The sequence below is a fragment of the Algoriphagus sp. Y33 genome (assembly GCF_014838715.1).
Taxonomy (GTDB): domain Bacteria; phylum Bacteroidota; class Bacteroidia; order Cytophagales; family Cyclobacteriaceae; genus Algoriphagus.
Genome location: NZ_CP061947.1, coordinates 1,020,894 through 1,047,006 on the forward strand (window position 1 = coordinate 1,020,894; position 26,113 = coordinate 1,047,006).

Genomic DNA, 26,113 nt, shown 5'->3' on the forward strand with positions numbered 1-26,113 from the left:
ATTTACATGTATCTTAGTTAATGTTCTCTCGAATTATCTGGTGAGGTGCTTAACCACAAAGAGGAGATGAAAAGGAAGTGCGTCGGTCCAATACTCCCAAGTATGGGCACCCGGACGCTCAGTGTAGTCGTGGGGGGTACCGTTTTCCAGGAGTAGTTGATGCATTTGTCTGTTGGTTTCCAATAAGAAATCATCCACACCACAGTCCATTAGCAAAGCGATTCTGTTCTCTTTCATTTTGTCAACTAATCCTACTGCAGTATAAGTGCTGAACGGCGCATCATACAGAAGATCCTCTCCAAGCATTTCTTGTTGTTGGCTTTGCCTAAGGGTACTGAATTCTGCAGGAACTTTCCATAGGCGGGTGTCGATGTTCATTACGCCACTCATGCTGGTAGCGGCGTTGAATAGATCGGGATGCTTTGCGCTGAGTATTATGGCACCATGCCCGCCCATTGATAAGCCGGTGATTGCCCTGGATTCTTTTTGAGCCAAGGTCTTGTAAGTTTTGTCTATGTAGGGAATCAATTCAGCGGTGATGTAAGTCTCATATTGCACTGAATCCATTTTTGGGCTATCGAAGTAATAACTATGTGGCCCTACGCCAGGAGTGACAATAATCAATTCGTGTTCTTCAGCCATTCGGCTGACAAGTCCGGGCTGGGTAACCTTTTGATGCCAATCACTAAAAGCACCGCTTCCTCCATGCAGTAGGTACAGCGTGGCAAATTGCTTAGTGCCATCATATGAAGGGGGGGTAGTGACTGCTGCTTTCAGCGTTTTGTTCATTGCTTGGCTAAATACTTCTATAGTGTCAACTTTAGCCTGGGCAAAAACAAATGTTGGAAGAAGTAAAACCAGAAGGAGTGAGCAATTTTTCATAGAATAGGGTTAAGTGGGCTAGAAGAGTTGACAAAATACGGATTATAAAAAAGATTATCCTAAGATGTAACCCTGACAAAAATAAAAAACCTCCCGATAGTTCGGGAGGTTGATGTGCGGATAGAGGGACTCGAACCCCCATGCCTCGCGGCGCTAGATCCTAAGTCTAGTGCGTCTACCAATTTCGCCACATCCGCAGCTGTTTTCAATTGGGTTGCAATGTTACCAATTATTGGATTAAAATAATATTAAATCCCTATGTAAAATGTCGGAAAGTACTTTGGGAGTGTGGAACTTATTCATTTTCAATTGATTTATTTTTCTGATTATCCGCATCGTTGCACGTAAGTTATGAAACCGGCGGTAAAGATCAATTTGAGCTATTCTCTCTGCCGGGGCTAAGAATTTTTACTTCCATTTAATGGTCGGCTATGTGCACGGTTCCATAGAGTCTACTTATAAAGGATAAATGCCATTCTTAGAATAGTTGGATTTTTTTTCAGCATGTTGGAACTTTTGGAACAGTCTGGTGATTGAACGTTCATTCATCCTAAAAATCCATGCATAATTTGCTAGATAAAAAGAAGTGTATCATCCTAAGCGCGCTTGATTTGATTCAGGAGCATGGGTTTCATGCTAGCCCTGTAAGTCAAGTTGCAAAAAATGCCGGCGTTGCTGCGGGTACCATCTATACTTATTTTGAAAATAAGGAGGCATTGATCTTTGGGATTTACGAGTATGTAGCCGAGGAAATCAAGAAATATGTTTCAGATCGGGACGATACTACGCTGGTATTTAAAGATCGATTTTATAATTATTGGAAAAATTTAACCGATTTTTATGAGTTAAACCCTTCATTTCATGGGTTCTATGATCAGTTTCTGAATTCTCCATTCAATTCGGAGGAGACTCAAAATAAACCCAATGCTTGGCATGAATGGGCTCACGGGTTTTTTCAGTCAGGCATGGATGAAGGAGCTATCCGTGACATCAATCCCGTAGTATTATCCATTTTGGTCAATGGCAATATAAAATCTATCGTGAGAGTCAAAATGAATTTCAAAAACAAGCTAGCCAGAAATAATGTGAATCTGGAAGAGATATCCCAGCTGATCTGGGATGGTATCAAGAGCGTATGACCCAAAAACCTTTTTCAAACTAAACCAATTAATTATTACACAGATGTTCAAAAAACGTTTACTGTTGGTGAGCTTGAGTATTTTACTCTTGTCAAAAGCTGCCTACAGTCAGGAAGAAAGTACTGTGCCCCAAGGCGTGCTAACCTTGGATCAGGTGGTGGAATTTGCTCTGGAGCGGAGTCCGATCATCCGACAGGCACAGCTAGACCGGGAAATAGGAGACCGCAATATCAAATCCAATTTGGCGGACTGGTATCCTCAGATTACAGCCTCTGCTGCCGGAGCCTATAATATCAAGCTTCAGCAGCAGATTATTGGTGATCAGCTGATCACTTTTGGGCAGCCTTACAATTCAAATATTTTGCTTCAGGCAGACCAGACCTTGTTCAATAGAGATCAGCTTTTCGCCTCGAAATCTTCGAAGTATTACCGTCAGCAACTTCACCAGGTGATAGAAGATGCGCGGATCAATACCGTGGTGGATGTGAGTAAAGCTTTTTACTCTATTTTATTATCCGAGGAGCAATTGAATATCCTTGACCAAAATCTGGATCGTCTGGAGAAGCAATATAAGGACGCTTACAGCCGCTTTGACGCCGGGCTGGTGGACAAGACAGATTACCAGCGTGCGTCGATTGCACTGACTAACGTGAAGAGTGACCGAAATAGAGTGGCAAACTCTTTTGATGCCAAATATGACTATCTGAAGCAATTGATGGGTTATCCGGATAGTCTGGATTTTAGGATTGAGTTTGACTTGGAAGGTGCTGCGGGGAATATCGGAGGGAATGCTGCAGATCCATTAGTACTTGAGAACCGCATTGAGTATCAGCTTTTGAAAACCCAGCAAACGCTCAATGAAATCCAAACAGGGTATGAAAAATGGAATTACTTGCCTCAGCTGTCTGCCTATTACAGATACAATTGGAATTACTTCAGTCAGGATTTCTCCAATTTATACAATACAGCATATCCAATTTCGGCAGTGGGATTGAATTTGTCTATTCCGATTTTTCAGGGAGGAAAACGGGTTCATAAAGTGAAGGCTGCCGAACTTCAAGTAGAGCGGGGAAACGTTGAAATCGAAAATCTGGGAAATCAGATAAAAACGGAATACTCCACCGCTTTGGCGGATTACAACAGTAGTATCTACGAATGGCAGCTGATCAGAGAGAATATGGAAATGGCTGAAGAAGTGTACAATATCATCAAGATGCAATACGATGAAGGTATCAAAGCCTATGTGGATTTAGTCGTAGCTGAGACTGATCTGCAAACTGCCCAGATTAATCATATCAATGCTTTTTACCAGGTACTGGAAGATAAGCTTGACCTGGAAAAAGCTTTAGGCACTATCAATTAATTAGAACAGCATTAAATTTAATATCACATGAACTTATCATACAAACTAGTGGCTTTTTCAGCCTTGATTATAGCTGGTTTTTCTTGCGGGCAAAAGCAGCAGACCGGACAGCAGGCTCCGGCAGCCACAGCGGTCACCACTTATACCTTGGTGAAAAAATCCGTAACGGGACTTGACGAATACCCTGCTACACTTGTGCCCCTGAATGAGGTGGAAATCCGTCCGCAAATAGGCGGGTACATTACCAATATTTACATACAGGACGGTCAGGAAGTGAGGAAGGGCCAGAAGCTCTATGAAATCGACCGTAGCAAATATGCGGCTACTGTGCAGCAGGCTGATGCATTGGTACAGAGTGCTGAGGCAAATCTGGCTAGAATGGAAAAAGACTATGAACGCTATAAGAAATTGGATGCTGAGGATGCTATCGCTAAGCAAACGCTGGATCATGCCCAGACGGAAGTATTGAATGCCAAAGCGCAGGTCAGTTCGGCCAAAGCCCAATATCAATCGGCTAGTACTGATTTTAATTATTCCGTATTGGTGGCTCCCTTTGATGGTACAGTCGGTATTTCTCAGGTGAGACTTGGGACGCAGGTTTCCCCCGGCCAGCCTTTATTGAACACCCTGTCTTCAAACGATCCGATGGCTTTGAATTTTGTGGTCAATGAACGTGAAATTCCACGGTTCAATAAAATGTTAAAGGCAGAGAATGCACCGGATTCACTGTTCAGAATAAAATTCAGCGACGGCACAGTTTACCCCTACAATGGTAAATTCACCACGATAGACAGAGCTGTAGGGAGACAATCAGGTACGATTAATTTGCGGGTACAATTTCCTAATCCAGACCGCGATCTTATCGCCGGAATGACAGTGAACCTCATGGTGCTGAATGAAGATATAGGAGAGCAATTGGTGATACCTTACAAAGCGGTGACTGAGCAGATGGGGGAATATTTCGTCTATGTGGTGCAGGAGGATAACACGGTGAAGCAACAAAATGTGATCTTAGGTACTCGGATAGCAGAAGGGATTGTAGTAAGAAGTGGTGTGCAGGAAGGTGCCAAAATCGTAGTGACCGGTATTCAGAAGCTACGGGAAGGAGCCCAGATTACTGAGCAGACTGCAGCCCAATAAATCGATTTTTCAATAAGACTTGATTAATTACTAATGATATCAGACGTATTTATAAAACGGCCAGTAACGGCAATGGTGATTTCGATCGTCATCGTACTGGTCGGTGTTTTGGCGATTCTAAATCTCCCCGTTACCCAGTATCCTGACATTACGCCTCCGGTAGTATCGGTATCGGCCAATTATACAGGTGCAGATGCCCAGACAGTGGAGCAGACGGTGGCTACGCCAATTGAAACTCAAGTAAACGGTACTCCGGGGATGGCTTATATCTCCTCCAACAATACCAGTACCGGACAGATGCAGATGAATGTCACCTTTGAAGTAGGTACAGACATCGATATTGCTACCTTGGATGTGCAAAACAGGGTGTCCATCGCCGAGCCTTCTCTTCCTGAGGCCGTTCGTCGATTGGGAGTAACCGTAAGAAAGAGAAACCCATCCATTATGATGGTGTTGAGTATCACTTCCCCTGAGGGAACTCATGATAGTAAATTTCTTTCCAACTATGCCAATATTTTCATAAAGGATGCATTACTCCGTGTAAACGGTGTGGGGGATATTACGGCAATTGGGCAGGATTTCAGTATGCGGGTCTGGCTCAAGCCTGATAAACTGGCACAATACGGTATTTCAGCCAGAGAGGTGACAGCTGCCATTCAGGAACAAAACTTACAGGTAGCGGCAGGAACTGTAGGCAGTATGCCTCAGTATGAAACGCAGGCATTTGAATACCCAATCACGGTGAACGGGCGTCTTGAGAGAGCGGAGGAATTTGATGATATCATCCTAAGAACTAATCCGGAGGACGGTTCTTTGGTTTACCTAAAGGATGTAGCCAGAATCGAATTGGGTCAATTCGACTACGGTAGATACTCTACGTTGGATGGAGAGGAAGCGGCAATTTTGTTGGTATATCAAGCACCGGGAAGTAATGCTTTGGAAACCGCAGAAGGTGTATATGCAGCGTTGGATGAGTTACAGAAAAGCTTCCCAACAGACATGAAGTATACGGTTCCATTTGAATCAGTATCCGTGGTTGAAGTTTCGATCAACGAAGTAATGCACACCTTCGTGGAGGCATTGATACTTGTGATTATAGTCGTATTCCTGTTCTTGCAGAGTTGGAGAGCTACCTTGGTTCCTGTCCTTGCGATTCCGGTTTCCATCATCGGTACCTTTATATTCTTTCCCCTACTGGGTTTTACAATCAATACACTGACGCTCTTTGGGTTTGTGTTGGCGATTGGTATTGTAGTGGATGATGCTATTGTGGTAGTGGAGGCTGTTCAGCATTACATAGATTCGAGGAAGATCTCCGCAAAAGAAGCCACGCGCTTGGCTATGAAAGATATCACTGCACCGGTAATTGCGATTGCATTGATTCTGGCGGCAGTATTTATTCCGGTAGGATTTATTCCGGGTATTGTCGGAAGAATGTACCAGCAGTTTGCGATCACAATTGCGATCTCAGTATTGATTTCTGCATTTGTGGCGTTGAGTTTGACACCTGCATTGTGTACACTTCTTCTGAAACCTTCTGAAGTAAATGAGCATGGAAAAGGACTCAATAAGTTCTTCTACAAGTTTAATCTATGGTTTGAACGAACTACTAACAGCTATACCAATGGAGTAAAAACCAGTATTAAAAGAGCTCCGCTTGTATTGATTTTGCTGGTTTGTATTTTTGCGGGCACGTTCGGGTTATTTCAGACCAAGCCTACAGGATTCTTACCTACAGAGGACGAGGGAAGACTATTTGTAACGTTGCAGCTGCCCGAAGGATCTGCAAGCAACAGAACGCAGCAGGTGATGCAACAGATGAATAAGATTTTGGAAGAAACTGATGGGATTAATCACGTCACCGGTATTGGCGGATTGAATGTGATCAACTTTTCATTTAAGCCAAATGCGGCAACTTTCTTTGTCCAGATGGATCCATGGGGTGAGCGAAAGGATCCTTCTCTCCAGTTGGGAGGTCTTTTGGGTACTTTGAACCAAAAGTTTGCGGCTATCACAGAGGGAAATATTGTGGTGGTTCCACCGCCTGCAATTCCCGGTTTGGGCAGTACCGGTGGATTTAGTTTTATGCTGGAGCAGCGGTCTGCCACAGGAGATATCAAGGAATTTGAGCAAGCGATGGGACAGTTCCTTGCTGCAGCAAATCAGCGTCCTGAAATCGCTATGGCATATAGCTTCTTTACTGCCAAAACCCCCGGCTACCATGTGACTGTGGATAGAGAAAAAGCTAAAAAATTAGGCGTTCCGCTTACCGAAATCTTTACGACCATGTCAAATTACATGGGAAGTACCTATGTCAACGATTTCACCAGGTATGGTAGAAACTTCAGGGTAGTGGCACAGGCGGATACTGCTTATCGGGCAGGAATCAATAATCTGGAACAATATTATGTGCAGGGCAATGGAGGGGAATCCGTTCCCTTGAGTGCCTTGGTGAAATATGATGTAGTAGAAAATGCTCCCGTAATTTCTCATTATAACTTATTCCGCTCAGCCGAAATAAATGGAAATGCTGCGCCCGGATTCAGTAGTGGGCAAGCACTGGCTGCTTTGGAGGAAGTAGCGGCAGAAACATTGCCTGCCGGGTACGGTTATGATTTTTCCGGTTTGAGTAGAGAGGAACTTTCTTCGGGGAGTAGTACGATCCTGATTTTTGCTTTGGCGATAGTTCTTGTGTCCTTACTCTTGGCGGCCTTGTATGAAAGCTGGTCTGTTCCATTCTCAGTCTTGCTGGCCTTGCCATTGGGAGCCTTTGGGGCGATCATTGCGCTGCACTTCTTGCCGAAACTTGATAATAACGTCTATGCACAGATTGGTCTGATTACCTTGATTGGTTTGGCGGCCAAGAATGCAATTCTTATTGTGGAATTTGCCAAAGAGCGTGTGGATGTGGGGATGCCATTGATTCAGGCTACGCTGGAAGCAGTGAAGCTAAGGCTTCGTCCGATTATCATGACATCGCTGGCCTTTATCCTGGGAGTGGTTCCCTTGGCGATATCCAACGGTGCGGGTGCTGTGGCCAGACAGACGATTGGTTTTACGGTGATCGGAGGGATGCTTGCCGCTACCTTCCTTGCGATCTTCTTTGTACCGGTGCTGTATGTGGTGATTACCAAGATAGCGTACGGTAAGAAAGGCTTGGCAGAATTGGAAGCCAGCTATGATCCAACTAAGCACGAAAATCATTAAGTAAGATTAAAAGTTAGTTATAATTGAAATGCCCCCGGAAAGCGAAGAGCTTAACGGGGGCATTTTGCTTTTAACCGCGGAGGGCACGGAGGATTACGCAGAGCACAAAGCATTGTTATCCTGCTTCTCCGGAAGCTGGACTAGACGGGGATTAACTTGGCTACTATTATGTTTTTTTATTTAAGGTCATTGATTATAATCTTCTTCGACACATTACCCCTGTTTTCATTTAAGTCAGAATAAACAAAGTTAAACATTTCAATAACTTCCAAATAAGATTTATAAGGTGTGTCTCTAAATGTGGTTAATTCGATTCCTTTTAAATTCGGTTCTATTAATAAGAATTCATGAATTCGTTGCCTTGCTTCATCCATAGTCAACGTGTTATTGTCAATTTTGAGTTTACTATCCTTATCTAGCTCTACTTTAATTGTTTGAATATTTGAAGCAGTAGTTTTACCAAATTCCGGTAACCCAAAGTTCAATGATGTCACTGGAGATGCAATACGGTAAAAAGCCAAAAGTGATGACGCTTTGTAAAACTCTAGATCAAAATCACTTGCATCGAGATTATTAATGATTTTTTGAGCGACTATTCCCGGAGTAATATTACTATCATTACCTTTTGCTATCTTCTCCGCAGCTTCTAAGTGTTTAGAATTCACTTGGGATAGTTGTTCGGAAGTTAAAACTTTATAAAAGCAAGCTGTATATTCTTGAAATTCAATAGTTTCCAACAACTCGAAGGTTGTATCAATTTCAAAATTAAGGTCATTTTCTTTGGCTATTCTCTCATATACAGCGTAGTAACTGATCCCGGATTTATCAGCTAAAAGACCTTTTCTCACAAAATAATTTTCAAGTTCGTTTAGCTCTTTTCGAAGTTGAATTGCTTTATCCTCTGTGAAATTCGAGTTATAAAAGTCAATTCTTTCTTTGGGAAAAATTGGGAATTCCTGAGCAAACAGAAGCTGATTTGTAATGAGTAGAATGCTTAGGGTGAAAATTTTCTTCATTTATCAATGAACACCAAATTATTTACTTACACTTAATAGCTGTTAATAGCTGTTGTCTCCAGTTCTCTGGGCTTCACTTATCCTAAATTAAGGATTTCATCAAGATCATTTAGCTATGCGGAGAGGAGAATATATTTCGCGCAAACTTCAGTTCGTCGGAATTCTCTTTATTGGGTCAGCACATCCAAATAATTTTCTCTATGGACAACTTGAAACTCAGTTTCAGGATAGGCTTCTTCAAACCCCAGCGGTAGCTTGGCTCTACGTCCGGGATTCCATTTTGCTTCAAAAGCAAACAGCTTTCCTTCTCGCTCTTCCAGCCAGTCCAGTTCTTTTCCTGTCGTGGTTCTCCAGAAATAAACGTTAGAATGAATCCGGTGGTAGCTTAGATATTTCATCCGCTCACTGATGAGAAAATTCTCCCAGAGAGCTCCTTTATCTGTCCTTAGATCCAGAGAATTGAAATTGTTGATAATAGCATTTCGTATCCCATTATCCCAAAAGTATATTTTCCGGCTTTTTTTGAGCTCGCGACGCATATTCCGGCTAAATGAGTTTAACCGAAAAATCACAAATGCTTTTTCCAACAAGTCAATATACTTTTCTGCTGTTTCCTTATCTATTCCAACCGTATTTCCCAGGTCGTTGAATGTGACTTCGGATCCGACCTGTAGTGCCAAGGCTAGCAATAACTTTTGTAAAATTGCAGGCATGCGGATTTCCGCCAGACTCAAAATCTCTTTGTAGAGATAACTGTTTGTGATTTCCTGAAGTGCTTCTTGAGCTTCGCTTGGATGATTAATCACTTCAGGATAAAAGCCAAAGATCATCCGCTGCTCTAGGAGCCGTTTCTCCTCCCGGGGAGAAGTATGTAGGCAAAGTTCTTGCGTAGAAATTGGGTAAAGTTGGAATTCCCGTTTGCGGTCAGTAAGTGGCTCTTTGATTGAATTGGTGAGATCTAAAGCTGATGAACCTGAAGCAATAACTTGAACTTGGGGAAATTCATCCGCCATAATTTTCAGCGTAAGCCCAATATTCGGAACTCGTTGGGCTTCATCAATAACTACTAATTTGTATGTTCCAATAAGTGCCTGAAGAGCAGAAGTTGTTGATTCCTGCAGACTCAACCGGTCATCTGGATTGTCGCAATTCAGCCACAATACTTTGTCATTCGGAAAATCTAAGACTTGCTTCATAAGCGTAGTCTTCCCCACCTGTCTAGGGCCAATTATCACCAAAAGCTTTCCTTGATGAATTCTTTTTCGTAATTCTGATTCAATCTGTCGAGAAATCATGAATTAAAAATATGTAAATTCTCGACTATAACCGAAAATATACATGTAAATTCTCGATTAAATCAGTTTGTAGCCTATTAATCTCAAATCCCATTAGCTTCTGTCAGAATGACCGGAGTATCATCAGTGATCAAAATTGTCTGCTCATGCTGGGTCACATATCCGCCTTTATTACCGACCAGTGTCCAACCATCATTCCGCTCAACAGCAATAGTGGAGTGGGTGGAGATAAAAGTTTCTATGGCGACTGTGGTATTTTTCTTAAACCGTTCCCGGTTGGATTTCACCCTATAATTCAGAATATCGGAAGGTTCCTCGTGTAAGCTTCTGCCTACTCCGTGTCCTGCTAGGTTTTTAATTACTTTATAACCTGATTTTCTGGCTTCAGTTTCTATCAGGTAACCTATATCGGCAATTTTCACTCCACCCTTGATCGCGTTGATGGCTTTGTGCAGAATCTGCTTGGATGCATCGACAAGAGGTTGATGATTATGAATATCCTTTCCAAGTACAAAGGAACCTCCGTTATCCGACCAAAATCCGTTGAGTTCGGCGGACACATCAATATTGATCAAATCTCCTTCTTTCAACAGCACCTTCTCCGAAGGTATCCCATGAGCAGCTACTTCATTCACACTGATACAGGAATAACCCGGAAATCCATACGTTACATAGGGAGCAGATTTAGCACCGTAGCTTTTCAGAATGCCGCCTCCGTATTCGTCCAGTTCTTTGGTGGACATACCCACTTTAGCATATTCAGTCATCAGTTTAAGAGTTGTTCCCACCACCTCACTGATTTTTTTCATTCCGATTAGTTCGGATTCTTTTGTGATTGACATATATTTTTGATTCAGCTAATCTTTATTCTAGTTTGTTAAGCTCAATAATCCGGCAATTGATTTCGTAGCAACAGTTTTCATTCCTGCCTAGTTCTTTAAATATAATAGTTATTCGATCTCCTCCTGCATAATCGTCCACATCCCGAATGTGGACGATTAACGTGTCATCATTATTAAGATGTATTTGTTCTGCACAATAATATAAGCCTCCACTACGCCATATTTCTCCATTTCCGGTTTTCATAATATCTTCATCATCCGTGTTACATGACAGCATAACTATAGCTACCCAAGCAAATCATTGTTCATCGAAGAATCAATTTTCTCAAAACCTACTAAAAATGCCAACAATAAAATTGCCGGCCTGAGAAATCGTTTTACTCTAAAGAAACCTTCAAGGGTTCTACAGGTTGGCTTCAATATCCTTTGTAAATATTCTTGTATCGTGGTGAGTAGCAATAGCTGGAAAGCCATAAATTGACTGAGCTACCTAGAGAGCAAGTCTATATCGTGGACAAAACTATGAGTCCTAAAATTCTATGTGGTTTGAATAGCTTTACCGCATAGTCATGTAGAGAAGCATAGCCGGTTTGGTTGGAAGAGAAATTAATTTCCCCATCACCGTGATCTTACTCACAGAAAAATGGTTGTAGAAGGCCGTCCGTGATGACACGAACGGCGGCTATGATTTATCCTTTGCGGATCGTCATGTACTTTTTGGTTAAAACAACCTTACTTCCAGAAATCAGCATTGTCTATCCCTGCATCCTTGGCGATAAATACCGGGTCTTTACCTTCTTTCTTCTGTTTTTTGTAATCAGCCAAAGCTTTGAAAGCCGGTTTACGGAGAAGAATAATCGCTATAATATTAAGCCAAGCCATCAATCCTACGCCAATATCACCCATGGTCCAGGCCATTTCCGCAGTTTTGATTGTGCCGTAGAAGGTTGCTCCCAGAATAGCGAATCTCAATACCCATATGCCCCATTTGTTGTTTGTCTTTCTGATCATGTAACTCAGATTGGTCTCTGCAATATAGTAATATGCCATAATCGTGGTAAATGCAAAGAACAATAGGGAAATAGCAACAAAACCAGCACCAAGGGAAGGAAATTGGGAGGCTACGGCAAATTGCGTGTATTCAGGTCCATAAGCAACCCCCGGAAGATTCTCTACTAAAAAACCTCCTTCGGGATTGACCACATTGAATTGTCCTGTAAATAGAATCATCAAGGCAGTAGCCGTGCAGACGAAAAGTGTGTCTACATAAACAGAGAAAGACTGGACAAGTCCTTGCTTCACAGGATGGCTTACTTCAGCTGCTGCTGCTGCGTGTGGTGCAGTTCCCTGTCCGGCTTCATTGGAGTATATCCCCCTTTTGACACCCCAGGCTATAGCCATGCCAAATACCCCGCTGAAAGCAGCTTCCATATTGAATGCTGATTTGAAGATCAGAGCAAAAACAGCAGGTACTTCCGTGATATTTAAGGAAATAATAAGTACCGCCATGAGAATATAAGCACCTGCCATAAATGGGATTATTACTTCGGCGACTTTACTGATTCTTTTCACACCGCCAAGAATGATCAATCCCATAAAAAATGTTACCGCTATACCTGTGTACATCACGGGAACATCAAAGGCATTTGCCATACTCAATGCGATACTGTTACTCTGCACGCCAGGCATAAAAATGGCTGTTGCCAGTATCGTGGCAAAAGCGAAAAGCATGGCATACCATTTTTTGCCTATTCCTTTTTCTATATAGTAAGCAGGCCCACCTCTATATTGACCATCGTTTACTTCTTTGTAGATCTGCCCCAAAGTAGATTCTACAAATGCGGAAGAAGCACCGAGAAATGCAATCACCCACATCCAAAAGATAGCTCCCGGACCTCCCATTGCAATCGCGGTGGCTACGCCTGCGATATTTCCTGTACCTACTCTTCCGGAAATGGCAATTGCGAATGCCTGAAAGGAGGAAACGCCTTCCTCAGATGATTCGCCCTTGAACAAGAGCTGAATCATTTCTTTCAGATAGGTGACCTGAAGAAATTTGGTGGCGAAGGAGAAATAAACTCCTGCTGCCAGGCAAAGAAAAATGAGCACATTACTCCAAACAACTGCGTTAATAGCTTCTATTATTTCTTTCATATTTTGATTTTAAAAACTTAGAATTTCTGTTGAGAAGTTTAATTTGGGTTCGTTTTGAACCCGAAGAAAGGAAAAAATCAGCGATTTAAGCAGAAGAATCATTTTAAATGGACTTAATTCCTGATTGATTGTCTTTGAAAATTAGTTCAAAGTAGAAAAAGTATACTTTTTGATAGGATGATCAAATTAGTATTAATCTTCCTTATGCTTACTTCGGCATAAAATCCATCAGCTAAGCGGCATGAATCGACAGATGCGGATAATGAAAGAGAATCTATGAGGGAGCTTTAAAGTGAATTTGCCGCCAATAACCAGAATAGCCAGTAGTAGAAAAGACCTCAGAGTCCAATGAACTTAATTTTTCTTATTTGGCGAATTCAATTAATTCAAATCTATTACCCCAAGGATCTCTGAAGAAGCAGCGATCACGTCCTTCGATTGCTGATGAATAGCTGACATCAATGTCCTCTTTTTTAAGGAAAGCTTTGGCTTTATCCAAGTCCTTCACTACCAATCCCGGATGCCTGGCAGAATTACTTTGATGAATTTCTTCCTCGCGTATATGCAATTCTATATTTCCAAGTTGCACCCAAATAGCTCCATTTGGGTGATTTCCCGGGACTTCTTTGAGCAATAACGTTTCTGTGTAAAACCTCCTTGCCTCTTCACGTGAATGGAGGGGTATAGTGATAAGGATATGGTCTAGATTCTCAATCTCAATCATACTTAATTTTTGTTTTAATAAGATCTCTCATAAGTATTTCAGAAAATAAAAATGCATAAAAACTCATGAAAAACCATCTCTAAAGAACTCAACCTGATTGCCCCTTATCAGGAAGCAAATGAAATTTTGAATTTACAGTGCGGCTAAAGGTTTCCAATCTGCCGAGAAGTAAAGGTCTTCTCAATTAATCACTAGTTTTTTCCACAGCTTTGTTCTTGGTAAATCCAATTGATTTGGAAGAATATTTGGCTTGATAAGCATTTTTTGGATGAACAGGAGGGTTAACTGCGTATTTTTTCGCATTTTCAGGAACTGTATTTCAGAATTGTCTATCGGTTTTTATCGTCTGTTTTCGGAATATTTAGAAATTGGATAACCGGTCTTGAACATGGAAAGTAAGAAAACATAAACCCTAAAAACCTTATAACAATGAGTAAAGAATCATCTAGAAGAACATTCATTAAAAAAACGGCTATTGCCAGTTCGGCAGCACTGGTTTTACCTACAATTATTCCTGCTTCAGCTTTCGGGGCAAATGACAGGATTAACGCCGCCGTCCTTGGTATTAACGGCAGAGGGAAAAGTCACATTCAAGGTTTTATGTCTCAGAAAGACGTTCAGGTCACTACGCTTTGTGATCCAGATATGAATCTGCTGACTGAAGGCCAAAAAACCTTCAAGGAAAAATATGATCTTGATGTGGGCTTGGAGCAGGATCTGAGACGTGTGATGGATGATAAGGACATTGACGTGATAAGTCTTGCTACCCCAAATCACTGGCATGCACTGGCAACAATTTGGGCTTGTCAGGCAGGCAAGGATGTATATGTAGAGAAGCCGGGTTCTCACAATATATATGAAGGCCGTAAGATGGTAGAAGCGGCAAATAAATACGATAGAATAGTCCAGCATGGAGTCCAGCTGCGAAGCTCTCCGGCTGTGCAGGAAGCAGTTCAACTGATGCGGGATGGTTATATCGGAAGGGTATATATGGCCCGTGGTCTTGTTTTTAGAATGCGGGGAGATATTGGTGATAAAGGACTGTCGCCTGTACCTGATGGCCTGGACTATGACCTATGGACTGGCCCTGCACCGAAGCGTCCATTCACACATAATCTAGTGCATTACAACTGGCATTGGCATTGGGATTATGGAAATGGTGATGTGGGAAACCAAGGTATTCATGAAACAGATCTTTGTATGTGGGGACTCGATGTCGGTTTTCCTACCAAAATCACTTCCATGGGAGGCAAATACCTCTGGAATGACAGTAAGGAGGTACCGGAAGTATTGACTTCGATTTATAATTACCCCGAGGAAAATAAAATTATCCAATTTGAAGTAAGGCCATGGTACACCAATACAGAAGGAGGGGCTACTGTAGGTAATATATTCTATGGAGATAAGGGCTATATGGTAATAGACGGTTACGATAAGTATGCTTCCTTCTTGGGAAATGACAGAACTCCCGGCAAATCAGGCAATGACGGCGGGGAAGCAGCTTCCGGTATGGATCGGGGAGCCGGCGGCACGGATGTCCATTTTGCCAACTTTATCGAAGCTGTCCGTAAACATGATAAGTCTATCCTGAATGGTCCGGTGGAGACAGCGCATTTATCATCTGGTTTGGCTCACTTGGGGAATATTGCTTATCGATTGGATCGAGTTCTGGAGTTTGATCCGAAGTCAGAGACTTTTGTCAATGATTCTGAGGCAGATGAGATGTTGACACGCAAGTACAGACCAGGATTTGAGGTTCCTGATAAGGTTTAACTTGCCGGAATTTGGAGGAGTGCTTACTGACTCGGGTAACTTGTGTTGTGGTAGTTTTGATTGATAGAGCTAAAGATCAGATCTATTGCATCTTGGAGTACATAGACAGAACAGTCTGGGAGTGGATTGCCTTGTCTATGTTATCCTTTAGCTTGAGAGCATCCATTCTTCAAGTGAAAAGCCGGAGTTTAGAGCCCCCCTTTTAGTGCAGGGTAAGGTATGCGTACCTATTTTTTGATGCCGAATTTAAGTTCGGATAAATTTAGTGCTGATAAGCTATAAATAATTTTAAACATATTTAATTGTATTTTAAATATGTTATTTTGTTCTTTATTATTTAGTATGGGTAGAAATACGTATTTTTTTTGGATATGTATATTTAGAGAAAGGAGTTTCGTAATTTCACTTCTTTAATACCTCACTCTCGACATAAATCCTTTGCCTTTAGACCAAGAGCTGATTTTGATGTATATGTGGCTTGAAAGAACAGCCCGCATGCTTGATTACGAGGGGCTTATAGTTGAATTATGAGATTGTGCTAGGTGAACTTGATAAACGAGATAGAATTAGTAAGATGTCTGTAGAAGTTATTAAGTTACTAATTATCAATATGTTGAGCTATAGTGTTTATATTGACGATGAGTGGGGATTAACCTGATTATTTTGGTGATTAATTGATTGTTCTTAATACAGAAAACCTTTGTGATTGATATACAACAAAAAATAAGTCATGATATATTGTTCTTATTTGAAAAAACTACGGTCAAATTGAGATTGACTTTGTATGAGAATATTAATAGGTCGGTAAACTGAATGGTATTTTGATTTGGTTTTTATCGATCTTTCATGCCTTTTGATACTATTTGATTGAATTTGGAATGCATAATAACCCCCAAGAAAATGGCCCAATTGAAGTTAGTGAGATACTGGATTCTCCTTATGAAGTAGTTTTTGATGAAAATGTTCGCGAGATAGCACGGGAGTTTGGGGTATCGGGTTCAACGATTTCAATTTTTGACAAAGATCGGGTGTGGTTTAAGGCAAGACACGGGGTGTTGATAGATGAAATAGGGAATGAACAGTCTATTTCTAGAGGTTTGCTAGTCAATACGAAGGATCTACTAGTAATAGAGAACTTGGGTAAGAGTGAAAAATATAAAAATCATTATGCCCACGCTGTTGCCGGGTTAGGTTTTTTTGCCTGTGCAGCATTGATGACCGATGATAGAAAAGTCATAGGGGCATTATGTGTTTTTGATGAAGTCCCTTACAAACCGTCTCCCTTACAGCTTTCAAAACTTGTGGAAAAAGCTGGGGTGATAAGTCACCTGCTGGAAAAGCCTACCGGCAGATTCGTAGAGTTGATTGGCCGTTCTTCTGATGAAATGGGCATCGTCAGAAAGGTGTCTTCAGTCGGAGATTATGGAGGTTTTTACGCCAATACAGCTAGCAATTATTTGTATTGGAATCCTGCCAACAATAGAATACTCAACATCAAAGAGGATTGGTGTCCGCTATTCAATGATCTGATCAACCCTTTGTTTACTCCTCATTTTAAGGCTAATAAAGATGTTCTAAAACTAATAGACAGCATTCGCCTTTTAATTCAAAACCCGGAAGTTTCCGGGTATTCCCGTCTTTTCACCTTTAATTTTGGGCTACCCCGAATATTGTATGTGAATATGATTTATCATCGAAATGGTGATGATGTTTATGTTGTGTTGAAGAACGAGAGTAGAGTTGTGGATTTGGCGAAGGGGGATTATGGGAAAAGGAATTTTCTTAAGGAGGTGGAGTCACTGGCGAAAACGGGCGGATGGGAGTACAATTTTAAAAATAAGGAATTTCAGTTTTCAAAAAACGCTACAAAAATCCTTGGTATTAAGCCTGTTCCAACAGCTAATTTTGATTCTTTACACTTGGGGCAAAAGATTCAAAACTTAAAAACACTTGAAAATGATTTCAGTGAGGCAATAGCCGAAAGAAAAGAACATTCGGTAATCATTGCCTATAAAGAAAGCCATGCTGCTGAAAAGACAATCCGAATCAATGGAGCACCTGTATTTAAAGGAGATATTTGTGAGCGGTTGGTAGGTACTATCCAGGATATTTCAGAGGATAAGGCTAATCATGATTTACTTTCAATTCTTAAAACCAACGTAGAACATCAGGTTGATTTTTACAAGTCACTGGTCAATAGCAGTAACATTTTTATTCTATTGCTAGACAAAGACGGCAACTTGCTTTTTTCGAATAAACCATACAATCGGATTTTTGCCGGAGTTGACGAAAACTCGGAGCTGCTAGGCAGACATGAACCTTCATTTTATTCTACAGAAAATAGTGAGAAAATAAAGAAGATAATTTCGAAATGTCTGGAAAATCCAAGGATATCCTTTCCTCTGCTTTTGGATAGGGAGGACGCCTTTTCCAATAACAAACTTACAAAATGGGATTGCTGTACAATAGGAAGCAATACAGATGGTGCTCCCAATGTACTCTTTATCGGAATTGACATCACAGAGCTCAAGAAGAGTAAGGAAAAGCTTTTGAAGTTGCTTGACGAAGTTTCTAAGCAAAATGAAAGATTTATTGAGTTTGGAAACATTGTCAATCACAATATACATTCTCAGGTTGCCAATCTTCAGGGACTCATCCAGCTGATAGACTTAATGAAAAACCCTGATGAAATGTCAGAATATTTCGAGCATCTTGAGTCAACAGTGAAGAACTTGGCAGAAATCACCTCAATCGTTTCTACGGTTCTCAATATTCAAAATAATAAGAAGCCACTGCTGGAAACTATTGACATCAAAAAGGCAATTGATAACATTCTGAATTTGTTTAGGGAAGACATAGTAAATTTGTCTGTTAGAGTGGAGGTGGACATTCCTGAGGGACTTGAAGTGGTTTCGGTAAGAAGATATTTAGAATCCACCATGAAAGAACTGATCTCGAATGCAATCCGTTTTAGATCAAAGAACCGAAATCTCCATTTGACAATTAACGCCTTCAAGGATTCCGGTCGATGTACTATTTGTTTCAAAGATAATGGGATAGGGATTGATCTTTTGATGTATGCCAATAGGATCTTTAAACTTTATGAAACCCTCATCCCATTCCGGGAATTTAAGGGAACGGGTTTGTATTTGTCCAGAGTTAGGATAGGCGCGATAGGAGGTAATTTGAAAGTGGATTCTTTGCCTGATATTGGAAGCACATTTTCTATTGAATTGCCTGATGAAGAAAGTTAGAATTATAGTAATAGATGATGATCCCTTAAGCTTATTGATTGCTAAAAAGCTCCTTAAGAAGTATCTGCCTTCGGACTTCAATTACATGCTCGAAGCTTTTCAGGATTCTAAAGTAGCATTTAGTCAAGTTTTAGAATGCGATTCAGATCCGGATATACGCGATTCGAATGGTTGGATTACTACCGTATTGCTGGATATAAACATGCCTGGAGTGGATGGTTGGACATTTTTGGATATGCTTGACGAGGCTGATCCTGAATCAAATATCAGTGTTTTTCTACATAGCTCATCTGACAATGAGTCTGATAAGGATAGAGCCAAGAGTTTTGGACGTGTTTGTAATTATATTACGAAGCCTCTTGATCCATTGAAAATCAGTGTTTTTTACTCTAATCTTGTTGAGATAGCACAAAAAATGTGAAATAGCAGGTTTATTTTGATCTTACAGTAAATTAAGGTGTTCTAAATTCCTGCAACTCGGTTAGTAATTAAAAGAACCATGAGAGCTCTAAAAATGACAGGATTGCACATGGCTTTGGCAGAATGTCTAGTCGGTTTGTCTTAATTCTTTTCCGGATATTCGAAGATGGGATACGACCGATTTCCACATATTGAGCAATAATTGTCTCTGATTTTTATGAGCTAATGTTCTCAAAGAGCCTTTTTTTGGCTTATAAAGTGATTTTTCGTTTTGGTAGTTTTTTGGATAGCAGTGTAGAAAGAGGCTCCCGGTACCAGCCAATTATTCAATCTAAAATTTTTGACATTATGATCCCAAATTCTAATTCAGCTAAAATAGCTAATAATCCCGTTGAACCCCCAACAGAACGTACTGTATGGTTCCCTGTTAGAAATAGAAAGGAAGTGATGCTCGAAATAGGTAGATTTCAATCTGAAGGTGTTGACTATCTGAGATTGGGGATAGATTGCGCTGAATTTAGCACCAAAAAAGGGAAAAAGTGGTACGATTGGCTTTTGCCTACTTTAGCTGATAGTTTTGATTTAGAACTATGTTTTGATAACTTCTCCAAAAGCCCGGGCAAGTCACTGATTAAGAAACAAACCTTGCCGGAAATAGTTGAGCACTTCATTGTTGTGCATGGAGAGCATTTCGACTTGATCGAATTATGGAGAAATCCTTCTTGCAGAATGAAAGAGGAAATCCCTGAAAATATCTTTGCAGAGGATGTAGTGTTTGCAGCTACTTGGGCGAAGCACTTGGGAAAAAAAGTAAGTCTCGGTAAAATACAAACGGTTGACTTTGAGTGGATCACTAAACTAGTGTCATCTCAGTTTCTGAAAAATATTGAGCATATTGAGGTGGATAAGGACGGAGAGGATTTATGGAGTTCGAGCACTGGCTTCTATGAACGGACGTTGAGAAGTCTCTTTGAGGCTAAAGGATTAGAAATAGAAATTCGTCCAAACTCAAAACCTTTGCCAAACGTACAAGTGTCAACTACTGAGATTGCTTGCTAAAGAGAAGTCGATTTAATAATCTTTGATTCATCTGGATTGAAATAATTAAATTAAGTGTGAGTAAGAACTTTAATTCCATGATATAATAACATTACTATGAATGATGAAAAACACAATGTCATGTATGGTTTAAGAAAAATCACTCATTTTTCTGAAGGGGTGACTTCCCTTATAGCCGGTACGTATGTTTTGTCTCTTGCCGTAACGAAACGTAATATAGCGCTAAGGATAGCTCTAGGCATAGCAGGAGGATATTTGATATTAAGAAGTGGGAGCAGATTGCATTCGGGTAGCTTTGATGATGAAGTTTTATGAGAATTTGCCAGTCTTCGTATCTTGCCGGTAAGTATTACATTAATGCTGAAGAGACCTTCACTGGCCGTTAATTGAAATATTCTCGATTAAGCCTATGGAAAAACCGATTCAAGTAGATCTGGTTCAGTTCTCAAAAGATTTTTAATACTGAATCACATGTCTTCGTAGTATACTGATTGCAGCCGGCTGGACACGGATCTTATTTTTAACTTTTAGGGTTCTCAAATTTGCGGTTTTAGGAACTAAATGGGACACCAATGCCTTAAATTGGATCATACGTCTTCAAATAGCTGTCTCTGCCTTACCTATTAACTGTAAACATGGGAAAGAAACTCGAATTTATAACTCCTGAATTGAGGGATTTTATTATAGACCAAAAAATATTCTTTGTGGGAACTGCTGCTGATGAAGGGAGTGTGAATATTTCCCCCAAGGGTACCGACTCGTTTAGGGTCATTGATGAAAATAAGATCATTTGGCTCAACTTAACAGGAAGTGGAAATGAAACGGCTGCACATTTATTGAAAAATAGCAGAATGACCATTATGTTTTGTGCCTTCGAAGGAAAGCCGTTGATACTTAGACTGTATGGAAATGCGAAAATTTACCATCGCAGAGACAGTGAGTTTCAGAAGCATATTGGTTTGTTTCCGGAAAATACGGGCTCAAGGCAGATTATAGAGATGGATGTACACTTGGTTCAAACTTCCTGTGGTTTTGCAGTTCCTTTTATGGATTTCAAGGAAGAGCGGAATACGTTGAATGCTTGGTCATCAAAACAGGGGATAGAAGGAATAGAAAAATACTGGGAAAGCAAGAATACCCAAAGTATTGACGGCTTCGAAACGGAAATTCTCCGGAACTGATACCATTGTTCCGAGTAATTTTACCATAGTGATGGCTTACCAAGTTCACTAATCTAACTTTTTCAGAAGACACAATTAAGGCATTTATCACACTGCAACTGCGGCCTTGATATGTGGATGCGGATCGTAATTGATCAATTCGAAATCTTCATATTTAAATTCAAAAATATCGGTAACATTGGGATTGATTTTCATTGTAGGCAATTCTCTGATCTCCCTGCTTAATTGGAGTTCAGCTTGTTCTAAATGATTGGAATACAAATGGGCATCCCCAAAGGTATGAACGAAATCGCCTGCCTCCAATCCGCATACCTGAGCTACCATCATAGTGAACAATGCGTAGGAGGCGATGTTAAAAGGGACACCCAAGAATACATCTGCACTTCGCTGGTAGAGTTGGCAACTCAGTTTACCGTCTGCAACATAGAATTGGAAAATCGTGTGACAGGGAGGCAAAGCCATATTGTCGACATCGGCTACATTCCAAGCGCTAACGATATGCCTACGGCTGTCAGGTTTAGTTTTGATTTGGTGGATTAGGTTTTTGATTTGATCGATTTCACCACCTTTGCCATCTGGCCAATGTCTCCACTGATAGCCGTAGACGGGTCCCAAGTCTCCGTTTTCGTCAGCCCACTCATTCCAGATAGATACTTTGTTGTCTTTGAGGTAGTTGATGTTGGATTCTCCTCTTAGAAACCAGAGTAGCTCAATGATGATCGAGCGGAGGTGAAGCTTCTTAGTGGTGACTACAGGAAAGCCTTGGGATAAATCAAACCGCATTTGATGACCGAAAATACTCCGGGTTCCAGTACCTGTTCTATCCCCTTTTACAGCTCCCTCGTTCAGGATTTTGCGCATCAACTCGTGGTATTGCTTCATCTTCTTGGTTTGATTTTCAACTTTTGGCAAGTTAATCAGTTCGGAGAATAAATGGAATTGATTTAGCACAAAGCAGCTTCATTCTTGTTATACTTGGATAGGAAATAGGGATGGAAATTTATGTGAATGAATAAATGTTTCAAAAATTAACAGCTTACACTTTACTTGTTCTGGCGGTTTTGCTTTGTGTTTTGTTGGCGATTTTCCGACCGCTTCCACAGTTCAATTACAATTTCGAAACATTCTTTCCGCAGGATGACGAGAGCCTTGATTTCTATCAAAGCTTCAAAAAGCAATTTGAAAATGACAATGACTATTTGCTTGTAGCCCTGGGAAATGGTGAAGGGGAGCTTTTTAATCCTGATTTTTTGACGAAAGCCAATGCTATACAATCCGAAATTCGGAAGTTGGATAAAGTCGATACAGTGATTTCTCTTTTGGACTTGGAGCAACCAATCATCGGCGTATTTGGAGTGACCGGCAGAAAAGTACTGGACTGGTCGGACATGAGCTCGCAGGTAAGAACTTCCGGAAATCTGGATCAATACCGCTCCCAGCTGCTTTCGAAAGACGGAAACTCTCTTTTGCTCTGGATCAAAAACGAACAGAATATTTCAAAATCTGACGGAGATGTATTGTACAATTCAATTAAGGATATCTTCACTCGATATAGCATAAAGCCCATAGCGGTAGCCGGTAAAATCCAAACCCAGGGAGATTTTATTATCCTTATGCAAGATGAATTCGGGTTGTTTTTTGGGTACTCGATTTTATTAATTCTGCTTTTGCTCTTTTTGATTTTTCGATCTTGGTGGGGAGTACTTATTCCATTTTTTGTTCTCGTCATTGGGGTTGCATGGGCATTTGGACTGCTGATTTACTTAGGCAAACCGCTAGATGTCATGTCGGTAATGCAGCCAACTATTTTTTTGATCGTGGGATTAAGTGCTTTGATTCATTTTTTCACTCACTTGCTTAAAAAGCTGAAGGCGGGAGATGAAAAAGAGACAGCGATTTATGCCGTTTTCAGAGAGTTGACTATACCTGTGTGGTTGACCGTGATGACGACTGCATTGGGATTTTTGTCCCTCTATTTCACCAGTATTCCAGCTTTACAGGATTTTGGATGGTCTACCAGTCTGGGGGTGTTGGTGATGTTTTTGGCAGTTATATTTCTAGCTCCCGGATTGTTATATTTACTCCCGATTAAAACTTCTCCTATTCATCAAAAGCCTGAAAAATCCAACCTGCTTCTTAGGATTTTTTCTTGGCAGTTAAAACATAGAAACGGGATCCGGATTTCATTCCTTGCGGTTACTCTCCTGTGTGTTTTCTTGGGGTTGAACTTGAAGATTAATGGATACCTTCTTGATAATCTTCCTTTAGATCATCCTATTCAGCAAGACTTTACGTTTTTTGATGAGCAATTTGGCGGTTCAAACCCTTTGGAGCTCCATCTGTCTGTAGGAAAAGGGGCAAATTCTCTGTTGGACTATGATGTGCTAGGAGAACTGAACAAGGTAGAATCAAAAATCCAAGAGTTATTTGGGGGAGGGCAGACCGTTTCTCCATTGACACTGGTGAAATCCATCAATCAAGCCCAGAACCGAGGTAATCCGCAGGCTTTTCAATTGCCTTCAAAAGGACAGCTACAGCGTATGAATCGATGGCTCGAAGCAGCCTTGGAAACTGGAGAGCCGAAAGTGTTGAGTGCTGATAGAAAATCAGGCAGAATAAGTACTAGAGCAGCTGATCTCGGCTCACTGAAGATGACAGCACTCCGTGCGAAGTTGGACGAATTTGTGCTGGAAGAGGTGACCCCTGATTTGCTGAAAGTACGATGGACAGGCACAGCCTATTTGATAGACAAAGGGCATTCATCTGTGACGTTGCAGATGGCAAAAGGTCTGGGGGTTGCATTTCTTTTGGTGGGGGTAATCGCAGGATTTTTGTTTAGATCTTGGCGAATATCATTTCTTCTTTTGATCCCAAATTTAATTCCTCTTATTTGGATGCTTGGGCTGATGTATGTGCTGGGGATTGAGTTTAAGTTAACCACTGCGATTCTGTTTACTGTGGCATTTGGTATAGCGGTGGATGATAGCATCCATTTTATGAGTAGGCTGAAGTTTGAGCTGGCTTCAGGGAAAAATCTGATCTATGCGCTCAAACGTACTTATTTGGAAACAGGAAAAGCAATTGTTTTGACTACTCTAGTTCTGACCACAGGATTTGGCTTGTTGATTTTCAGTCAGTTTGGAGTGACCCACTTTACAGGATTGTTGATTTCTGCCTCGATGGTTTTTGCTCTTTTAGCTGATTTGATGCTGCTTCCACTTTTGCTTTTGCCTTTGAAGAAAATATGGGAGGAAAAATTCCGGGAAGAATAAAGTAGTTGCTACTTGCTGAATCCTTCCCAAGTAAAAGTGGCAGACACAGGATAATGGTCAGAATAATCTACTTCTCTGTGGGTTCTAAACTGAACGGCCTTGAGTTTTTCGCTGGAGAAAATATGATCAATCCTTAGAAAGAAGAGTATTCTATTGTAAGTGAACCCAAAGCCTCTTCCTGCGTTTTCAAAGGCATTCTCATAATTTTCCCCCAATTTGAAGTACGTATAGGAATAAGGGATTTCATTCAAGTCACCCATTAGGATCAAAGGGTGGGGACTGTTATTCATATGTTCCAAAAGAACTTTAAGTTGTTTGTTTCGTGCCAAACTGCCTCTTTGCAATTTGCCTAGTGTTTGTCTGTAATTTTCCTTGAAACCTTCAAGATTTTCCAATCCTTCAGAATTAATCCTCATAGATTCCAAATGTGCATTGTAGATTCTGATCGTATCGTTATTAACTAATATATCTGCGAAAATAGCCCCGTTTGTTCCTTGAGAGTTGAACACCTTGCCCTCATTGATGATTGGGAACCTGGAGAAAATAGCCAACCCATTGGACATTTTTTTAGGATTTCCATCGGTGATTTGGTAGGAGACTTTATAATTTGAATCCTTGCCGAGGATTTTGACAGCATCCTTGGAAGGGGTAGTGTTGTCTTGCAGAAATTCCTGAAAGACCTTTATATCAGCCGGCTGTTCCTGTAGCCATGAGAGTACATTTGAGTCTGGGGATACCTCACTTTTTGGATTGTAATAAAACATGTGGGCATTGTAGGTAAGGACTTTAAGTCCTTTAGCTTCCTCATTTTTGGGATGGATCTGGAAGGTAGCTATCAAGAATTTGTAGCCGATCAGTAAAGCCAGAAATGGTAAAAAAGCCAGTTTCCTCCAAGAAAGAATCAATATCACAAGCAAAAATAGATTCAGCAATAAAATGACCGGAATGAAAAAAGGCAATAATCCCACGTATCGGAAATACTCAGGTGAGATATAAACGCTGGAAAACAATAAAAGCGAAGTGGCAAAAATAAGCCAAGTGATAATTTTCATCTGTTTATAATTTGTCTTTCAGCGGTCATAATCTGTCCCGTGACTAAGGAAACGGGATAGCCTGCCCGACCTTTGGGATCCGTCTCCCTGAGGGCAGGAGCTCTCGCTTGATAGATAATCATCCCACTGTGAGACTCTTAGGGTCATGTATGATTTCATGAATTAAAATTGATCAGGCAAAGCATTGTACGATAAATCATGATCCTTTTCAAGTTGTTGAACGTATTATATCCAGAGCAATCTTCGATCCAAGTGAGAAATAACTTCCATGTTTCATTTTCCTTATATGTAAAGGTAGAATTTTTGAAGTTGAAGCAAATGAATGTTACTTAAATGATGA

Annotated in this window: 20 protein-coding genes and 1 tRNA gene; 11 read left to right on the top strand and 10 right to left on the bottom strand. The window is 40.8% G+C overall.

What is annotated here, in order from left to right; all coding sequences use genetic code 11:
- Positions 1 to 33: 33 nt before the first annotated feature.
- Positions 34 to 882, bottom strand: a complete 849-nt coding sequence (locus ID165_RS04280) for an alpha/beta hydrolase family protein (protein ID WP_192349147.1) — start codon at positions 880 to 882, stop codon at positions 34 to 36.
- A 115-nt stretch (positions 883 to 997) separates the two neighbouring features.
- Positions 998 to 1,079 (bottom strand) — tRNA-Leu (locus ID165_RS04285).
- Positions 1,080 to 1,442: 363 nt separating this feature from the next.
- Between ID165_RS04285 and ID165_RS04290 the strand changes: the two genes are divergently transcribed.
- The 4 genes from ID165_RS04290 to ID165_RS04305 are packed head-to-tail and all read left to right on the top strand — an operon-like array spanning position 1,443 to position 7,731.
- On the top strand, positions 1,443 to 2,021 hold the full coding sequence (locus ID165_RS04290; protein WP_192349148.1) for a TetR/AcrR family transcriptional regulator: 579 nt from the start codon (positions 1,443 to 1,445) through the stop codon (positions 2,019 to 2,021).
- A 43-nt stretch (positions 2,022 to 2,064) separates the two neighbouring features.
- Positions 2,065 to 3,384, top strand: a complete 1,320-nt coding sequence (locus ID165_RS04295) for a TolC family protein (RefSeq protein ID WP_192349149.1) — start codon at positions 2,065 to 2,067, stop codon at positions 3,382 to 3,384.
- A 27-nt stretch (positions 3,385 to 3,411) separates the two neighbouring features.
- Positions 3,412 to 4,524, top strand: coding sequence for an efflux RND transporter periplasmic adaptor subunit (locus ID165_RS04300; protein WP_192349150.1), 1,113 nt, complete (start codon positions 3,412 to 3,414; stop codon positions 4,522 to 4,524).
- Positions 4,525 to 4,557: 33 nt separating this feature from the next.
- Positions 4,558 to 7,731 carry an efflux RND transporter permease subunit gene (locus tag ID165_RS04305; RefSeq protein ID WP_192349151.1) on the top strand — a complete coding sequence of 1,058 codons (3,174 nt, stop codon included), beginning with the start codon at positions 4,558 to 4,560 and terminating at the stop codon, positions 7,729 to 7,731.
- Positions 7,732 to 7,907: 176 nt separating this feature from the next.
- Here ID165_RS04305 and ID165_RS04310 read toward each other — a convergent pair whose 3' ends face one another.
- The 6 genes from ID165_RS04310 to ID165_RS04335 all read right to left on the bottom strand — a co-directional run bounded on the left by ID165_RS04310 (position 7,908) and on the right by ID165_RS04335 (position 13,762).
- Positions 7,908 to 8,747 (bottom strand): hypothetical protein, encoded by an 840-nt coding sequence (locus ID165_RS04310; RefSeq protein ID WP_192349152.1) that lies wholly within the window; start codon positions 8,745 to 8,747, stop codon positions 7,908 to 7,910.
- A gap of 167 nt (positions 8,748 to 8,914) precedes the next feature.
- Positions 8,915 to 10,042 carry an ATP-binding protein gene (locus ID165_RS04315; RefSeq protein ID WP_192349153.1) on the bottom strand — a complete coding sequence of 376 codons (1,128 nt, stop codon included), beginning with the start codon at positions 10,040 to 10,042 and terminating at the stop codon, positions 8,915 to 8,917.
- 83 nt (positions 10,043 to 10,125) lie between these two features.
- Positions 10,126 to 10,884 carry a type I methionyl aminopeptidase gene (map, locus tag ID165_RS04320; RefSeq protein WP_192349154.1) on the bottom strand — a complete coding sequence of 253 codons (759 nt, stop codon included), beginning with the start codon at positions 10,882 to 10,884 and terminating at the stop codon, positions 10,126 to 10,128.
- Between the two features lie 22 nt (positions 10,885 to 10,906).
- A complete protein-coding gene (locus ID165_RS04325) occupies positions 10,907 to 11,161 on the bottom strand; it encodes a hypothetical protein (protein WP_192349155.1) in 255 nt (84 codons plus the stop codon).
- A 455-nt stretch (positions 11,162 to 11,616) separates the two neighbouring features.
- Positions 11,617 to 13,038 carry a sodium:alanine symporter family protein gene (locus ID165_RS04330; protein WP_192349156.1) on the bottom strand — a complete coding sequence of 474 codons (1,422 nt, stop codon included), beginning with the start codon at positions 13,036 to 13,038 and terminating at the stop codon, positions 11,617 to 11,619.
- 364 nt (positions 13,039 to 13,402) lie between these two features.
- Entirely contained in the window at positions 13,403 to 13,762 is a 360-nt protein-coding gene (locus ID165_RS04335; RefSeq protein ID WP_192349157.1) for a phage portal protein, read from the bottom strand.
- 429 nt (positions 13,763 to 14,191) lie between these two features.
- Here ID165_RS04335 and ID165_RS04340 point away from each other — a divergent pair, with 429 nt between their 5' ends.
- From ID165_RS04340 to ID165_RS04365, 6 genes are all read left to right on the top strand, one after another.
- Positions 14,192 to 15,535, top strand: a complete 1,344-nt coding sequence (locus ID165_RS04340) for a Gfo/Idh/MocA family protein (RefSeq protein WP_192349158.1) — start codon at positions 14,192 to 14,194, stop codon at positions 15,533 to 15,535.
- Between the two features lie 878 nt (positions 15,536 to 16,413).
- Positions 16,414 to 18,789, top strand: a complete 2,376-nt coding sequence (locus ID165_RS04345) for an ATP-binding protein (RefSeq protein ID WP_192349159.1) — start codon at positions 16,414 to 16,416, stop codon at positions 18,787 to 18,789.
- A complete protein-coding gene (locus ID165_RS04350) occupies positions 18,776 to 19,210 on the top strand; it encodes a two-component system response regulator (protein WP_192349160.1) in 435 nt (144 codons plus the stop codon). Before ID165_RS04345 ends, ID165_RS04350 begins: the two co-directional genes overlap by 14 nt.
- Positions 19,211 to 19,557: 347 nt before the next feature.
- Positions 19,558 to 20,268 (top strand): hypothetical protein, encoded by a 711-nt coding sequence (locus ID165_RS04355; protein ID WP_192349161.1) that lies wholly within the window; start codon positions 19,558 to 19,560, stop codon positions 20,266 to 20,268.
- 96 nt (positions 20,269 to 20,364) lie between these two features.
- The gene (locus tag ID165_RS04360; RefSeq protein ID WP_192349162.1) at positions 20,365 to 20,583 is read left to right on the top strand and encodes a hypothetical protein; all 219 of its coding nucleotides are present in this window, start codon (positions 20,365 to 20,367) and stop codon (positions 20,581 to 20,583) included.
- Positions 20,584 to 20,903: 320 nt separating this feature from the next.
- A complete protein-coding gene (locus tag ID165_RS04365; RefSeq protein ID WP_192349163.1) occupies positions 20,904 to 21,449 on the top strand; it encodes a pyridoxamine 5'-phosphate oxidase family protein in 546 nt (181 codons plus the stop codon).
- 87 nt (positions 21,450 to 21,536) lie between these two features.
- Here the strand turns inward: ID165_RS04365 and ID165_RS04370 are convergent, their stop codons facing one another.
- Entirely contained in the window at positions 21,537 to 22,331 is a 795-nt protein-coding gene (locus tag ID165_RS04370; protein WP_192349164.1) for a thymidylate synthase, read from the bottom strand.
- 134 nt (positions 22,332 to 22,465) lie between these two features.
- Between ID165_RS04370 and ID165_RS04375 the strand changes: the two genes are divergently transcribed.
- Complete coding sequence (locus ID165_RS04375; protein ID WP_192349165.1) at positions 22,466 to 24,721, top strand: RND family transporter; 2,256 nt, start codon at positions 22,466 to 22,468, stop codon at positions 24,719 to 24,721.
- Between the two features lie 8 nt (positions 24,722 to 24,729).
- Here ID165_RS04375 and ID165_RS04380 read toward each other — a convergent pair whose 3' ends face one another.
- Positions 24,730 to 25,773 carry an endonuclease/exonuclease/phosphatase family protein gene (locus ID165_RS04380; RefSeq protein ID WP_192349166.1) on the bottom strand — a complete coding sequence of 348 codons (1,044 nt, stop codon included), beginning with the start codon at positions 25,771 to 25,773 and terminating at the stop codon, positions 24,730 to 24,732.
- Between the last annotated feature and the right edge of the window lie 340 nt (positions 25,774 to 26,113).